Source organism: Rothia sp. HMSC061D12 (genome assembly GCF_001836735.1).
GTDB lineage: Bacteria > Actinomycetota > Actinomycetes > Actinomycetales > Micrococcaceae > Rothia.
In genome coordinates, this window is record NZ_KV830305.1 from 1,526,342 (window position 1) to 1,541,624 (window position 15,283).

General features: G+C 59.3%; 12 protein-coding genes. 5 read left to right on the forward strand and 7 right to left on the reverse strand.

What is annotated here, in order from left to right:
- Positions 1 to 247: 247 nt before the first annotated feature.
- The gene (locus HMPREF2682_RS06055; protein ID WP_070832305.1) at positions 248 to 997 is read right to left on the reverse strand and encodes a carbonic anhydrase; all 750 of its coding nucleotides are present in this window, start codon (positions 995 to 997) and stop codon (positions 248 to 250) included.
- Between the two features lie 425 nt (positions 998 to 1,422).
- Here HMPREF2682_RS06055 and HMPREF2682_RS06060 point away from each other — a divergent pair, with 425 nt between their 5' ends.
- Positions 1,423 to 2,109, forward strand: coding sequence for a DUF8175 domain-containg protein (locus HMPREF2682_RS06060; RefSeq protein ID WP_070832307.1), 687 nt, complete (start codon positions 1,423 to 1,425; stop codon positions 2,107 to 2,109).
- A gap of 79 nt (positions 2,110 to 2,188) precedes the next feature.
- Here the strand turns inward: HMPREF2682_RS06060 and HMPREF2682_RS06065 are convergent, their stop codons facing one another.
- The 4 genes from HMPREF2682_RS06065 to HMPREF2682_RS06080 all read right to left on the reverse strand — a co-directional run bounded on the left by HMPREF2682_RS06065 (position 2,189) and on the right by HMPREF2682_RS06080 (position 6,737).
- Positions 2,189 to 3,277 (reverse strand): diacylglycerol/lipid kinase family protein, encoded by a 1,089-nt coding sequence (locus tag HMPREF2682_RS06065; RefSeq protein ID WP_070832310.1) that lies wholly within the window; start codon positions 3,275 to 3,277, stop codon positions 2,189 to 2,191.
- A 77-nt stretch (positions 3,278 to 3,354) separates the two neighbouring features.
- Positions 3,355 to 4,665, reverse strand: coding sequence for a serine--tRNA ligase (gene serS / locus HMPREF2682_RS06070; RefSeq protein WP_070832313.1), 1,311 nt, complete (start codon positions 4,663 to 4,665; stop codon positions 3,355 to 3,357).
- 77 nt (positions 4,666 to 4,742) lie between these two features.
- A complete protein-coding gene (gene pheA, locus HMPREF2682_RS06075; RefSeq protein WP_070832315.1) occupies positions 4,743 to 5,690 on the reverse strand; it encodes a prephenate dehydratase in 948 nt (315 codons plus the stop codon).
- A 150-nt stretch (positions 5,691 to 5,840) separates the two neighbouring features.
- Positions 5,841 to 6,737 carry a spermidine synthase gene (locus HMPREF2682_RS06080; RefSeq protein WP_070832318.1) on the reverse strand — a complete coding sequence of 299 codons (897 nt, stop codon included), beginning with the start codon at positions 6,735 to 6,737 and terminating at the stop codon, positions 5,841 to 5,843.
- Positions 6,738 to 6,842: 105 nt separating this feature from the next.
- Between HMPREF2682_RS06080 and HMPREF2682_RS06085 the strand changes: the two genes are divergently transcribed.
- Together HMPREF2682_RS06085 and pta are read left to right on the forward strand one after the other, a co-directional pair.
- Positions 6,843 to 7,466 (forward strand): GNAT family N-acetyltransferase, encoded by a 624-nt coding sequence (locus HMPREF2682_RS06085; RefSeq protein ID WP_070832322.1) that lies wholly within the window; start codon positions 6,843 to 6,845, stop codon positions 7,464 to 7,466.
- Positions 7,467 to 7,660: 194 nt separating this feature from the next.
- A complete protein-coding gene (gene pta / locus HMPREF2682_RS06090; protein WP_070832325.1) occupies positions 7,661 to 9,751 on the forward strand; it encodes a phosphate acetyltransferase in 2,091 nt (696 codons plus the stop codon).
- A gap of 148 nt (positions 9,752 to 9,899) precedes the next feature.
- Here pta and HMPREF2682_RS06095 read toward each other — a convergent pair whose 3' ends face one another.
- Entirely contained in the window at positions 9,900 to 10,349 is a 450-nt protein-coding gene (locus tag HMPREF2682_RS06095; protein WP_070832328.1) for a hypothetical protein, read from the reverse strand.
- Between the two features lie 427 nt (positions 10,350 to 10,776).
- Here HMPREF2682_RS06095 and HMPREF2682_RS06100 point away from each other — a divergent pair, with 427 nt between their 5' ends.
- On the forward strand, positions 10,777 to 11,766 hold the full coding sequence (locus HMPREF2682_RS06100) for an HNH endonuclease (protein ID WP_246823482.1): 990 nt from the start codon (positions 10,777 to 10,779) through the stop codon (positions 11,764 to 11,766).
- Positions 11,767 to 11,856: 90 nt separating this feature from the next.
- On the opposite strand, the gene dcm is transcribed toward HMPREF2682_RS06100, so the two are convergent.
- The gene (gene dcm, locus HMPREF2682_RS06105) at positions 11,857 to 13,176 is read right to left on the reverse strand and encodes a DNA (cytosine-5-)-methyltransferase (RefSeq protein WP_070832330.1); all 1,320 of its coding nucleotides are present in this window, start codon (positions 13,174 to 13,176) and stop codon (positions 11,857 to 11,859) included.
- Positions 13,177 to 13,369: 193 nt separating this feature from the next.
- On the opposite strand from dcm, the gene HMPREF2682_RS06110 reads away from it, so the two are divergent.
- Positions 13,370 to 14,869, forward strand: coding sequence for a Sau3AI family type II restriction endonuclease (locus HMPREF2682_RS06110; RefSeq protein WP_070832333.1), 1,500 nt, complete (start codon positions 13,370 to 13,372; stop codon positions 14,867 to 14,869).
- The last annotated feature ends 414 nt before the right edge of the window (positions 14,870 to 15,283 follow it).

Here is a 15,283-nt window from a genome sequence, read left to right on the forward strand (position 1 = left end):
ACCGATACATGGGATTTTTGCCGACTCACAGCGTCTAGAAGCGAGAACTGCACCGGACTGGACGGCGAGAAAAATAGTGTAAAAAATCGCCAATTTTTTCACTATCCCCTCTGATTTTCAGGAAATAGTGAAAAAATCCGCGATTTTTTTCATAATTCAGGTCATAAATAGGTAGTTAGGGTGCCAGTAGGCTCCCGACTCAAACCCCTGCAGGGGCGCATCCTAGCAGGAAGCCGCACCCACCGCTCTACTTATTCTGTTCCTTCATTCGTTCCTTCACAAAGCTGTTGAAGCCCTGCGGCTCAAGGATATGAGACGCCTTCCACTTATTGGGTCGCTCCGCAGTGCGGTGCAAACGCACGTAGTAGGCGGGGCTGAGGCTTCCCTCGACTCGCACGCTAACCGTAAGCCAGTAGGGGTTGTCCCCACCAGGAACTTTCAGGGTCGGGTCATCGACCAGTTCAGCGCTGATTACGGTTCCTTTCAAAAGGTCAATACGCGATTTAGGGCCGTACTCATTCTGCACTTCGGGATCGACCATCGGGTAGAGCTCTTCAGACCATTCCTTGTACGGCTTGCCGCTAGTGTATGCAGCAACAATTGCTTTCGCGGTTTCAAGCGCGCGACCACGGTCTTCGTCAGTGATGCTGTTGAGGATGGGAACGCTGGAGGGCTGCTGGGGTCCACCACCGGTTCCCGCCAGGGGTGAGGGGTCAAGGCTCACGGTCGGGGTCGGGGTCGTTGCCGCAGTGGTGGATGCCGCGGTGGTGCTTTCCGTCGCGCTCGGGGAGGCGGTCACCTCGGTGACGGTGGGGGTGCGACCTGCGGTGGTGGTTGCGGGTGCAGGAGTAGTAGAGCTGGGGGTGGGGGTGCTGGTGGCGGTAGAGGTTCCGCCGGTGATGAGGGTTCCGCCCGGTGCGGAGCTATCGGTGCTAGCAGAGCAACCGGTGGCGAGCAGGGCAAGTACAGCGGCGGCAGCAGTGATTTTGCGGGTCATGGAGAGGGGCTTTCTCTGATGAACGGTTCTATGTATCGGTGTGATGTGTCTAGGCGGGGCAGTGTAGCGTTGCGACCGCCTGCGGTTGGTGTCTGCGTCGGGCGTTGACGCATAGCGGGTGCATGGTTTGGCACCGGATTATCGGTAGAAATTCGGTGTTTTTCGTGCAGTCCAGCTCATATCATGGTAGCTCAGGGCGAGCGCCTGCAGGATATCTGTAGGCATGATAGGGTATCTTTTGACACCGATAAATACGTGCCGCCGTGTTTTTGCGTCTTGCAGTCCTCGATGTTGTGTTCTGGATCAGACGCTTTTTCCTGCGGCACCGCATAGTTTCTCATCACTCATTCAATCTCTGCCCTCCTGCTGGGGGGTGGGTTTGTCGCGCCCCGAAATTGCGGGGTCTACGTATTTTGGAGATTGTTATGGAGAACAAGGGTGGAGTCACTATCCCCCGCTGGGCTTTCGGACTGGCAGCAGCTGTCGTCGCCCTGCTCGTTGTACTGGTCATCGTGCTGATTCCGCGCGGCGGCGATAATTCCAACACCTCCGCCGCGGGCGGCTCGAACGGTGCGGCTCAGTCGAAGGCCACCTCAACGGTAGCGGCAGGCACCTGCGGCGCTGGCGCCTCAGACGACCAGTCGGTACTGGACGCCGCCCCCAAGGGCACCTCCTGGGTGACCACTGATGTAGGTTGGACTGGACCGGTATCGAAGACCGCAGGCCCGGTAGCAAACTCGCCGATTCGTAGTTGCTTTGAGCATTCTGCTGAGGGTGCGCTCTACGCTGCTATGTGGGCAACCATCGAGATTAATGAGGCTCCGGAAGCTTACATGCCGACTGTCGTCGGTCCAGGTGCTGATAAAGCACGTCAGAACCGCCTCAAGGATACTAAGACACGTACTGTAACGCGCATTGCTGGCTACCGCTATATCTCCTACACCCCGGAGCGCGCGACTATGCGTCTACTCTTTCAGATTCCCTCGGGTGAATACCGTAGCTGGGACGTAGTGATGGAATGGCACGACGGTGACTGGCGCTATTGGGTACCTTCTACTCTGCCGAGCTTTAGCTCCGCAGACCCGGACGAGTTCATCACCTGGGAAGCCTAAAAACTAAAAACCGGTAGACCCGAAAATACGCGGTGGGGCACGACCTTTCAATAGGTCATACCCCACCGCGTTTATACGTTTAGAGCACGTCCGGGTGGACCGCCACCTCCACGGCGGCAGGCAGCACACGTGCGCTAATACGGTACGCCGACGGTGCCGGGTCACCATCCACCTCAACCGGCTGCGCACCATCCGGGAACTCCAACACCACCTCAGACCCCACCAGGTGGCGAATCACCGGCAACTCAACGCGCGGCGAACCCAAAATCGTGCGGCGCGTAACCTTAGCCATCAGCAGCCCCCACTCCACCAGGTCACGCGGCGACGCCACAATCACCTCAAGATTACCGTCATTCACATCCGTCATATCCGCCAGGCGAATACCACCCTGCAGGCGGCCACAATTCGCGATCAGCACCGACCGCATCGGCAAAATGCGAGGCTCCCCACCGTCCACGCTAATGCGCACCGGATGCGACCTGCCCAGCATATGCTTCATGCCGGACTGCACGTACGCAACCCAGCCGAACTTCGCCTTAATATCCTCGTTCGTATCATTCATGACGAGCGCATCAAAGCCGGCACCACTCATTACAAAGAACGTGTGTTCGGTTTCTTCGCCGGGGGTGCTCGTCGTCGTCATCTCAACCGCATCAACGCTCTGACCTGCACCGTTGAGCGCAATATTCACGCACGCCGCCACGTCACTCACCGGAATGTACAGGTTACGCGCCAGCAGGTTACCGGTACCCATCGGCAGAATACCCAGGCGCGGCTTGCGCCCCTCATAATGCGCCAGCGCCGCCGCCACAGCACGCACCGTACCGTCACCACCGGCAGCAATCAGCAGGTCAACACCCTCAGCAATCAGCTCGCGGGCAGCCCCGGAACCGGGCTCGTCCACGCGGGTGGTGCGCACCAGCGGCTGCGGGTGGCCGTTCGCCGCGAGGGTACGTTCCAGAATCTCGATAGCCGCCGCAGCGCCGGGCTTGCTCGGGTTGTACACCACGCCCACGCGCTGCGCTTCACCGGTGGGCAGGGTCGGTAGAACGCCGAAGGGCGCGCCCAGTTCGATAGCGCGTCGGCGCGCTTCACGGCGGGCACGAGTGACGGAGGCGGTCAGAGCCGCCGCCGCAGAAACACCAAGGAGTTTACGGTATAGAGGCATAGTTCTTAGACTACCGGGATACGCAAAAACCCGCCCACCGTTTACGCGGTGAGCGGGTTTTTCAGCTGGTTGTGAGATTACTCAGCAGCTACTGCCGGGATGACCTCGGCGCCACCCATGTACGGGCGGAGTGCTTCAGGAATCACAACGGAACCGTCTGCCTGCTGGTGAGTCTCCAGGATGGCAACCACCCAGCGGGTCGTCGCCAGGGTACCGTTCAGGGTCGCTACGGAGCGGGTGCGGCCCTTACGCACGTTGCCTGCCTCGTCCACGGTGTCCGGGGTGCGCTCGCGAATGTTCAGGCGGCGCGCCTGGTAGGTGGTGCAGTTCGAGGTGGAGGTCAGCTCACGGTAGGTGCCCTGGGTGGGGACCCACGCCTCGCAGTCGAACTTGCGGGCTGCGGAGGTGCCCAGGTCGCCTGCGGCGGTGTCAATCACGCGGTATGCGAGGCCGCAGCGCTGCAGCATTTCCTCTTCGAGGGACAGCAGCTTCTCGTGCATCTCTTCTGCCTGCTCGACGGGGCAGTAGACGAACATTTCAGCCTTGTTGAACTGGTGCACGCGAATGATGCCGCGGGTGTCCTTACCTGCGGAGCCTGCCTCGCGGCGGTAGCAGGAGGACCAGCCCAGGTACTTCTTCGCGCCCTTCTCGAAGTCGAGAATTTCGTCGGTGTGGTAGCCGGCGAGCGCCACCTCGGAGGTGCCGACCAGGTACAGGTCGTCGCGTTCGAGGCGGTAGATTTCGTCGTCGTGCTTGACGTTGAAGCCGGTGCCGTTCATGATTTCGGGGCGTACCAGGGTGGGGGTGGTCATCATGGTGAAGCCGTGCTCGGTTGCGAGGTCGAGCGCCATCCACATGAGTGCCTGTTCGAGGCGTGCTACCTGGCCCTTGAGGAAGTAGAAGCGTGCGCCGGAGACCTTCGCGCCGCGTGCCATGTCGATACCGTCGACGAGTTCACCGATTTCGAGGTGGTCGCGCGGTTCGAAGCCTTCGGTGGTGAAGTCGCGGGGGGTGCCGACCTTCTTGACGACTACGTAGTCGTCTTCGCCGCCGACGGGTACGCCGTCGATGATGAGGTTTTCGATGCTGCTGATCAGTTCCTCGTATTCGGCGGTTTTCGCTTCGGAGGCTGCCTTTGCTTCGTTGACGCGGGCTGCCAGTTCCTTCGCCTGTGCGACGAGGGCGGGCTTTTCTTCCTTGGGTGCCTTTGCGACGGTCTTGCCGAAGGCGTTCTGTTCGGCGCGCAGGGTCTCGTATTCGCCGATGAGTGCGCGGCGTGCGGTGTCGGCTTCGAGGATGCGGTCGACGTGGGTTTCGTCCTTGCCGCGTGCTCGCTGGGAGGCGCGGAAGACGTCGGGGTTTTCGCGGAGGAGGTTAATATCAATCACTGTTTTATCCTACCTAATCTTGCGGTGGGTTGTGGGCGGGGTTTGCGCTGGTGGGGCGCGGGTAGGTGCGGGGGTGTCTAGCGGCGCTGCAGCTGTGCGGGGCGACCGTTCGGGAAGAGCGACTCAACCCATTCGTGTGCGGCGTCGAAGGAGCCATCGGAGTGGATGGCGTCGACCTCGGTGTTTTCGTGGTCGGCGCGCGGGTAGGAGCCGAGGAATTTCAGCGTCGGGGAGACGCGGTGCAGGCCGCGCAGTGCATCGCGCATGCGTGCCTCGTAGATGTGGCCGTCGGCGTCGATGCTGAACGAGTAGGAGCCCATACCTTCGCCGGTGGGGCGCGATTCGATGCGGGAGAGGTTCACGCCGCGCACGGAGAACTGTTCGAGCAGTTCGAGCAGGGCGCCGGCGCGGTTGGCGGGCAGCGGCACGGTCAGAGTGGTCTTGTCGGAGCCGGTCGGTTCGGGGATGTCGGCGGTGCGGGAGAGCAGCACGAAGCGGGTTACGGCGTTCTTGTTGTCGCCGATGTTGTCCTGCAGTACGTGCAGTTCCGGGTGGTAGTTCAACAGCGCCGGAGAGCAGATTGCCGCATCGTAGGTGCAACCCTCTTCGAGCAGGCCGACAGCCGCCGCCGCGGTGGAGGAGCCGGGCAGGTACGCCGCGGTGGGCACGTTTTCCTGAGCCCAGCCGCGCACCTGCGCCCAGGCGTGCGAGTGGGTGGAAATGGTCTTGACGTCCTCGATGCTAAGGGGCTTCGCGGCGACCAGCACGAAGCGGATCGGCACGAGCACCTCACGGATAATGCGTACACCCTCGCTGGCTGCGATGGCATCCAGGGTGGCACTCACGCCGCCCTCCACAGAGTTTTCGATGGGCACCATGGCGGCGTCCACCTCGCCCGCGTTCAGGCGTGCGAGCGCGTCAGGCACGCTGGTGGCGGGGATGCGTTCGGCGTCGGCTGCGCCGGGGACGCTCAGCAGGGCGGATTCGGTGAAGGTGCCGGAGGGGCCAAGGTAGGTGTATCGCATGCCACTATAGTAGCGTCTGCCGTGGAGGGGGCGCCGAATTGGGCTATAGGTTACGGTCTTTGGCGGTAGTTAAAAGCCCCTACCGAAGTCACTAACCTATCACCGAAAAACTTAAGTCATTACTGAAAACCCATGCAACAGCTGAAACCGCTACCTCACGAACTGGCGCACCCGCGCGGTGTCCCAGTACTGGGCGGGCACACCTCCACCCATGAGCTCACGGGCGATAGCGGCAGCCTGCACGGAACCAGCCTCCGGCAGGGGCGCGTGCGAACCGGCGATAATGACGTTGCCGCGGCGGCGGCCCTTCAACATTGCCGAATCCGCCACAATGCACACGTACTCGAACACCTCAAGCAGGGCGGACGCCTCCGCGCGGGCACCGGTCAGCGCCGGCCCGTCACCGCAGTTCAGGATGTACAGGCCACCGGGTGCCAGCGACTCGGCGACGGTGCGGGTGAACTCGACGGTGGTGAGCGCCTCGGGCGTGGTGTCCCCGGCGAATACGTCACGAATCAGCACGTCGCGGGATGCGGGCGCGAAGGTCGCGGTGACGGCACCCGCCTCGCCCACGCGAATCTTCACGCGCGGCGCCTTGGGAATGTCGAACCAGGCGCGCACATACTCGGCGAGCTTGGCATCCAGCTCAACGACCGTGTTGCGGCTCGTCGGGTACAGGTCGGCGAAATAGCGCGCCATCGAGCACGCACCGCCGCCCAGGTGGGTGATGCGCAGCTTCGCGGCGTCCAGGTGCTCGGCCACGTGCGAGGAGACGACCGCCGCGATCCAGCGCATGTACTCAAAATCCAGCTGGCGGGGCTCACCCACAATCACGTGGGAAGACTGCACACCATTAATGAGCAGCAACCAGCCGTCAGCATGGTAGCCGTCGGGGACCAGCTCCGCCTCACCCGTAGAAATCGGGTACACGCCAGCGGCGGCACCCTGCACGGGGGTGTTCTCGGTATCGTCGATGCGGTTCTTCTGCTGCTTCTGGGCTTTCTGCGCCTTTTGGGTCTTCTTGGGTGTCCTGCTCTTTTTCGCCATACCCACTAGACTAGCCGACTAGCCAAGCTGACAGCCCGCACGCCCCTAGCGTACGCACCCGCGGGAGCCCACCTCCGCAGAAACCGGCTGAGTAGACTAGAACCCATGGGATTTGTATGTCAGGGCCGCTACGCGCTCGCACCGATTGAACCGACCGACGCCGAAAAATACGTGAACCTGCAGCTGGACTGCATGGAGCAGACCTACGACCCGCTCTACTTCGACGCGCTCGGGGAAAGCTTCACCGACCGCCACCGCGCCGAACGCAACGAATACCTCGAAGACTTCCGCCGCCACATCTCCTCCCCCACCGTGCGCGGCTTCTTCGCCTACGACGTACCCGGCTGGACCCCCGACGGCGGACTCTCCTGCTCCATCGGCGCGCAGATTGACTGGGATAAGCCGGTCGGCCTGGCACTCTCCCTGTGCGAGCAGTCCTCCTGGGAACTCGAACGCGCCGACTCCCTGCCCGAGCTGCCCGCAGGCACCCGCAAACTCACGCACCTGTACACGCTCAACCACACGCACGGCACCGGGCTCGGGCAGGCACTCTACGAATCCGTCATCTACCCGGACGAAAACTCCTACCTGTGGGTCATGGCTGAAAACGAACGAGCGCTCTCTTTCTACGAGCACCTCGGCTACCAGCGCAACAGCATCGAATTTGAGGCACGCGGCATCTGGGCGCCCGGCCACAGCGTACGGTACGCGCGCATCCTCAACCCCTAAACAGCACACCCAAACAGAGGAACAGCCCGCCCACATGACGCAGCGCACCGCACACCCTGTTAGGCACCACCCCCACAACGCCTTAAGATAGAAGATGACCTATAAGCTCGACGCACCCGCGCACAGGAGCATATACACCCCTGCGCAGCCGCGGGACCCAGCGCCGAACATCCGCATAGAAGGAAAGTAAAACTATGACCACCGGTCTTTACCTCTCCGCTATGTCCCAGAACTCGGGCAAGTCCCTCGTCGCCCTGGGCCTAGCAGACTCCCTCATCAAGCGCGCAGACCGCGTCGGCTTCTTCCGCCCCGTCTTCGACGGCGCAACCATCTCTGACGACCCCGTCGCACGCCTCATCCGCGAGCACTTCGGCCTCGCTGAGGAGCAGGTCGGTGGCGCCGTCTCCATGACCGACGCCCTCGCACTCATCGCAGAAGGCGACACCGAAGAGATCTCTGCACGCGCAGTCTCCGCCTACGAGAAGGTCGCCGCAAACAGCGACGTCGTAATCGTCGACGGCGTCTACCTGCCCGCCAACGCACTCTCCGTCGAGTTCGACCTGAACGTCCAGATTGCACGCGACCTGGGCCTGCCCGTCGTCGCTATCGTCGGTGCGCAGGAAGCAACCGTCGAAGAAGCAGTCACCGCCGTTGACGTGGCACGCACCGAACTGCTCGCCTCCAAGGCAGACCTGCTCGCCATCATCGTCGGCCGCGCCGAGCCCGAGCTGCGCGACGAAATCGAGAAGTCCGTCAAGCGCGGCGATGCAAACCTGCCCGTCTACGTACTGCCCGAAATCCCCGAACTGAACGCACCCACCGTCGGTGAAGTTGCCGAAGCCCTCAAGCTCGACACCGAAGGCATCAAGGCAGAAGACCTCAGCCGCGATATTCACGGCATCAAGGTCGCAGCAATGAACGTCTCCAACTTCCTGAACCAGTTCGTTGACGGCGACTTCGTCATCGTCCCCGGCGACCGTGCAGACATCGTTGCAGCAACCCTCGCATCCGCACTGGCACCGACCTTCCCGGCACCCTCCGGCGTGCTGCTCACCGGCGGCCTGGACGCACTGCCCGGCAAGAACACCGCAGTCGGCTCCCTCATCGACAACGCACCGTTCCCCGTGCTGTCCACCACCAAGGACACCTTCAAGTCTGCACGCGCAGTCTCCCGCGTCCGTGGCGCCCTCGAAAGCGGCCACCAGCGCAAGCTCGCAGCAGCAATGGGCGGTTGGGACGAGCACGTCAACAAGGACGAACTGCTCGCACGCCTCGAAATTGAGCGCCCCGCATCCATGACCCCGCTGCGCTTCCTGCACAACCTCATCGAGACCGCACGCGCAAACCGCCGCTCCGTGGTCCTGCCCGAGGGTTACGACGTGCGTATCCTGCGCGCATCCGAGATCATTGCACGCCGCGACTTCTGCGACCTGATCCTGCTCGGCAACCCCGCAAAGATCGCAGAAATCTGCCAGGCTGAGGGTATCGAACTGCCCAGCTCGATCCGCATCATCGACATCGAGAACAACGAGTACACCGAGGACTTCGCCGCAACCTACGCTGAGCTGCGTGCACACAAGGGCGTCACCATCGAGGCTGCTCGCGAGCGCATGACCGACCCCTCGTACTTCGGCACCATGCTCGTCTACAAGGGCATCGCAGACGGCATGGTTTCCGGTGCTGTGAACACCACCGCGAACACCATCCGCCCCTCGCTCGAGTTCATCAAGACCCGCCCCGGCACCAAGATCGTGTCCTCCGTCTTCCTGATGTTGATGGAAGACCGCGTTCTGGTCTACGGCGACTGTGCAGTGAACCCGAACCCCAACGCAGAGCAGCTGGCCGACATCGCGAAGGCATCCGCGGAGACTGCACGCCAGTTCGGCGTGACCCCCAAGGTTGCTATGCTGTCCTACTCGACCGGCACCTCCGGCGCTGGCGCAGACGTGGACGTTGTGCGTGAGGCAACCGAGCTCGTGCGCGCATCGAACCCCGACTTCGCGGTCGAGGGCCCGATTCAGTACGACGCTGCATCGAACATGTCCATTGCGTCGACCAAGCTGCCCGGCAGCGAGGTCGCTGGTCAGGCTACCGTGTTCGTCTTCCCCGACCTGAACACCGGTAACAACACCTACAAGGCTGTTCAGCAGTCTTCGGGTGCTGCCGCTGTGGGCCCGGTTCTGCAGGGTCTGCGTAAGCCCGTGAACGACCTGTCGCGCGGTACCACCGTTGAGGACATCATCAACACCGTTGCGATCACCGCAATTCAGGCACAGAGCCTGTAAGGTGCACGCGGCGCTGTAGCGTGAAGGTTGCGGCGTTCCGTTGATATAGAAATCTCCCGCACTGGGGGGCATGCCTTGGAGGTGTGCTCCACCCGGTGCGGGAGATTTTTTGTAATTACAGGGATTTCTTTTGGGGCCGCTCCCCCGGTTAGTCTTTGCGGCGGTCGGGATATGCTCGGTCGAGGCGCACATAGTTAATCACGCCAAGAACAGCCATACCCACGGCGGTCAGAACCGAGTCGAGGGCGGGCGGGAAAAGCCAGGTGAGCCCCGCCTCCACGGTGTAAGCGATGAGGCGGCAGACAAGGTAGGTGCACACCGCCACGAAAAGCGCGTAGGCGACGATGATGCCGACCGGGCGGGGCTCGTAGCCTTCTCGCCGGGCGCGTAGAGCGGCACCCAGCGCGTTACCCAGGTACAGGGCGAGAGCGCCGACGACGAGCGCGGCGGTGAGGGCACCGTCAAGGAGCGTGCGCGGGGTCAGCGGTGCGGTGCCTGCCTCAGAGAAGAGGTTGAGGATGCGCACCGCGGCGTAGGCGTAGCAGAAGATGACTGCCGCGCGGATGGTGAGGGGTAGGTTAGTCCAGAAGGTTTTCATGCGGCCCCTTTCGAGGTGGAGGGCGGGCTTCTGTCTGAGTGTTACCCCAAGGATACCTAAGAACGCCGGCCTGTGATGCGAATCAATAGCATTGTGGCTGGTGAAAGTTGTGCATGCGGGTGCCGAACTTTGCACCGAATTTATGCGCCGAGAAGCCACATGTGTTTCGAAAAGCAACATGTTACGTGGCTTCTCGAAACACATGTGGCTTTTCGAGGAAAGGCGTATGGGGGGCCTCCAAGATTTTTGTAATTACAGGATTCCACCACCCCTCCCCCGTGAACCGGTGACCACCCAAGCAGCAGCAAACCGCCCGTGCTGCTAGGCTGCTGCTATGGACAACAACTCAACGCCCTCACTGCCGGACCTCGTTCTCCCGTCCGTGGTGACGACCCTCAGCCTCCCGAGCAAACACGCCGCAACTGACATGCGGCTCCCCCACGCGTGGCTGCTACGTTCCGTTCCCGACGAAGAGAACCGAAGCGCCGCCAGCGGCAAAGTCTACGATGACGCCTTGGAATTCCGTTATGTCTACGACTCGAAAGTTCCCAACCACAAGAACGTTCGAGAGGGCGACTTCGTGCTGATTCGAGATAATTCGATTCTTCTCGGATCAGCCGTTATCCGAAAAATTGAGTCATACGAAGCTGATAAGGTCATGACTTTTTGCCCCCGCTGTGGAAGCAGCCGCATCACCTTCAAATCCGATGGGCTGTGGCGTTGCGATGGGAAGTGTCTGAGGAGAGACAATCTCAAGCCCGAGCAGCGTCTGCATAAGAATCCGCCGCAGAAAGCCGAGAAGGTTCAGCGGTTCATTGCCTACTACGGTGATACCTGGACTGAGCTTATCGGTGCAGCAGATAAGGATTCTTTCAAAGCGCTGAGCGTACCCGGCAAATACAACACTCAGAACAGCATTGTTGCCCTCGATACCGCGAAAGTCCTCACCTGGCTTGAAAGCCTGAACACTTCGGGTATTCACCAGCTCAATCTTGGTGAGGCCCGCGGGATTCCCGTGAATCCTCGCGGCGGTTTTACGATGCGCACCGTCAAGGCTCGCAATGGCCAGCCGCAGTTCCGTCAGGAGCTGTTGAACCGCTTCGGAAGCATGTGTGCGTTTACGGGCGCTTGCCATACGGCGGCGCTGGATGCGGCACACCTGTACAGCTATGCGCGCGAGGGTGAGCACCGAGTGGATGAGGGTCTGCTTCTACGCAAAGATCTGCATAAGCTCTTTGATAGTGAGCTGGTGGGTGTGAGCTCTTCGCGGACTCTTCTTCTACACCCCGGTTTGGGAAATACGCAGTATCAGTCGTTGGCGGGTGCCCGCCTGAAGGTTGAGTTGCCTAACCGAGCTCTTGAGCTGTTGGATGAGCACCGCTCAAGTCTGAGCTGGCTTGATGAGGCGCTGGTTTAGGCCTGCTCTGGTTTAGGCCGCCGGGCATGCAAAAGGAGGTGCAGTAGCTTTCGGGCTACTGCACCTCCTATGCGTTTTACTGGTTATGTCTTACTGGTTGTGTCGGCGGGCGATAGCCTTACCGATTTCGTGCGGGATACCCACCACGAGGGCGTTACCCATACAGAAGGCACGGTTACCGTCACTCATGCCGGTGTCAGTCCAGCCGCGGGGGAAGCCCTGCAGCTGATCCAGTTCATCGGGAACGAGACGGCGGTACGCACCGGAATCACCAATCACAACATGCTTGAAGCGGGAGGCTCCCGAGCCTCCTTCGCCGGTCAGGATGGTACGCGCCGGGCGGTCGAGCGGGTCAGGGAAAGACATTGAGCCTTCGGTGTAGAAGTATTCAAAGCCGCTTGCCTTATTGATACGCTTTTCCTTCTTCGCACCCTTGAGGTACTCCCAAGAAGGTACCTTGTCAGGGGCAATAAAGAACTGTTCCGGCACCTCAGAGTCAGGAAGAACTACGTCACCGAGCGTCTTAAATTCGCCGCGGTAATCGGGCTCTACCTTGCTGGTGAGCACGGTGCCGTTCTGCATGACACCGGCAATCTGGAAGGGTGAGGTCTTAGCACCGATTCCGAAGTGTTCCGTCTCGTAGTAGGGGTCATCGGAGATGGTGAACTCATCGGCCTCATTGAGCTCTTCGAAGACGGAGAGAAGACCCTCAGATTCTGCAGTTTTGACCGGGAACGCTTCTGCCAAAACACCGGTGTGGGTGATGCGGCGCGACAAATCCCATTCGGGGGCGTTGTGTTCAGCGTAAATGTAGACGCGCTTACGCTTCTGCGGGTGGCCGTACTCTGCCGCGTTGATAACGCGCCATTCGACGCTGTAACCGAGCGCGTAGAAGCAGGAGAGCATAATGGCGAAGTCGCGCCCTCGCTGCTTAGCGGGCGACTTCAGCAGGCGGTCAACGTTCTCCAGAACAACATATTTGGGGGTCTTAAGTTCGAGCGCTCGGTGAATATCCCACCAGAGCACGCCCTTCTTACCTTCAATGCCGTGCGACTGCGAAAGGGGCTTGGTGACCGAGTAATCCTGGCAGGGGAAGCCACCGCAGAGCAGGTCAGCATCGGGAATTTCGTAGAGGCCCGCCTCCACGTCATCAAGTACGGCGTGGATGTCGCGGTTTTCGAGGTTTGCTTCTTCACCGAAACGTTCCTGATAGCAGCGTGCCGCAAACTGGCGGCCAACCGTTCCCGGGGGCTCCCACTGGTTCGCCCAGACAGTCGTGAAGGGGCCCGCGGAGGGCAGGGTCATGCAGTTGGCGTTATAGCCTTCAAATCCTAAGCGGAAGCCACCTACACCGGCGAAAAGCTCGATAACTCGGATAGGCTGGCTACTGCTGGTGGTTTTCTGATCCATGAGTCAGTAGTCCTTATAGTCCTCTGTAAATATATTCGAATACTAATACTATAACATAGAACAGCTATTCAGATCAAGTGGATTCGGGAAAAGCCAGTGACGACCTAAAGAGCGCAGCTGCCGTATCTGACGTAGCATGAGAGCAAGAAACAGCACCGCCGCCACCCCTCTACTTCCGGAAGGAACACCGACCATGGGCCTTTTCGATTACGACAATTCGAGCATTGATAGCATCCTCAAATACACAGCGGAGAATCTCGTTGGTCGCTCACTCTATGACCTCTTGGAGGAGTACCAGAACTCCGAGTACAAGACCTATGAGGATAAGAAAAAGGGCACTCCCTCAACGACTACTCACAAGGAAATTAGCAAGCTCTCCAAGGGAATCTACGGCAGCCTCGTTGAAAAGCTGTCCTATGGGATTGACCCCAATAATTCCCCGGACCCCGATATTCCCGCGGCAAGGGTCGAAATCAAAACGACCCCTTACCGAGTGAACGCGAACGGCACTATTTCCGCCAAAGAACGCCTAGTCCTCAGCATGTTTAATTTTCATGAGGAAAACCTAGACGATTTTTATCAGACGCACCTTTGGCATAAGTGCCAAAATATTTTGCTTCTGTTTTATAAATATCAAAAGACTCGCGATATTTTGAATAATATCACCGATAAATTTTTCCTTTTCGACTGGCCCGAAGAGGATATGCCGACCATTCTCGAGGACTATAAACGTATTACCCAGAAAGTCCTGGAGGGACGCGCGCACGAGCTTTCCGAATCTGACAGCATGTATCTTTCGACCTGCCGCAAGGGTGCCGGTAAAGACAAGGATCGCACTACTCAGCCCTATGGCCCTGAGTTGGCCAATAGGCGCGCCTGGTCGCTAAAGAGTAGCTACATGACGACTCTCCTCCGCACCAAGGTTTTCAGCCAGGAGGAACAGGAGAGTATCGCTCGCGCAGCACAAGACACTTCTAAGCCTTTTACCCAGATTATTGAAGAAAAGCTTCTGCAGTACCGGGGCCAGAGCGAGAAAGAACTCTGTAAGAAGTTTGACGTTAACTTTAACGCCAAGGGCCGCAACAGCACTCTTGTGAGGAAAATTCTAGGCCTTTCCTCGGATATTGACAGTACTGCCGAATTTAAAAAGGCAAACATGAATATTCGCGCTATTCGTGTTGATAAAAACGGGCTCCCTAAAGAGGATTCTCCTTTTAAGAACTACCGTTTTATTGAACTGGCGAAGGAAGAGGAGTGGGAAGAGTCCCATATTTACGCCGAGATTTTCTCAAGGAAATTCATGTTCGTTGTTTTCCGAGAGAATGAATCCGGTGATTTCTGCCTGGATCAGATTAAGTTTTGGGGTTTCCCTGAGCCCCTAGAGCCTGAACTGATGAGGGTATGGCAAGAGACGAAGGAAATCATTAATCGAGGTGTTGAGCTAACAGTCAAGCCGAATGGTGAGGATGGCTTTAAGGTCTCCACTAACTTCCCGCAGAGCAAGGTGAACAAATACCTCTTTACGAAGGTTCACGCCTCCCAAACCTACTACGAAGTTAAACCTGGCGAGTTTGTCGGAAAAGGCAAGCTCAAGGATACCGACGAGTTACCCGACGGTAGCCGCATCACGAAGCACTCCTTCTGGCTGCCCAAGAAATTCGTTCAGCAGATTTTGCGCGGCGAATGGGACTAATAACCGAATGTAAATAACCGCAGCAAGCGGCCCCGGATGCGTGTGCGTCCGGGGCCGCCTGCTTTTTAGACAGAGGTTTTCGATAGGTTAGTGTCTTTGGTCGTAGTTAAAAGCCATGGTCGAAGACGCTAAACCATGGCACAAATTCTGCATACGCTGCACCTCCGCGGGAGCAGAGATATTTGATGCATAAAACATTGAGAAGCCCGAATAATGACCAATCACCGCCACCACCCTCAAAAGAATGCAAACGACCGCAAACATGCGGTAGGGTGGTAACTGTAGTGCTCCACAGCGCATTGATGCGTTTGTTGGGCGCTACGGGGCTGTTTTCTTCCGGTGGTCAGGTACGACCCACAAAAGCAGCCCGACTAGTAACTAGATAACACACCATCACCGACGATAGGAGCGTAT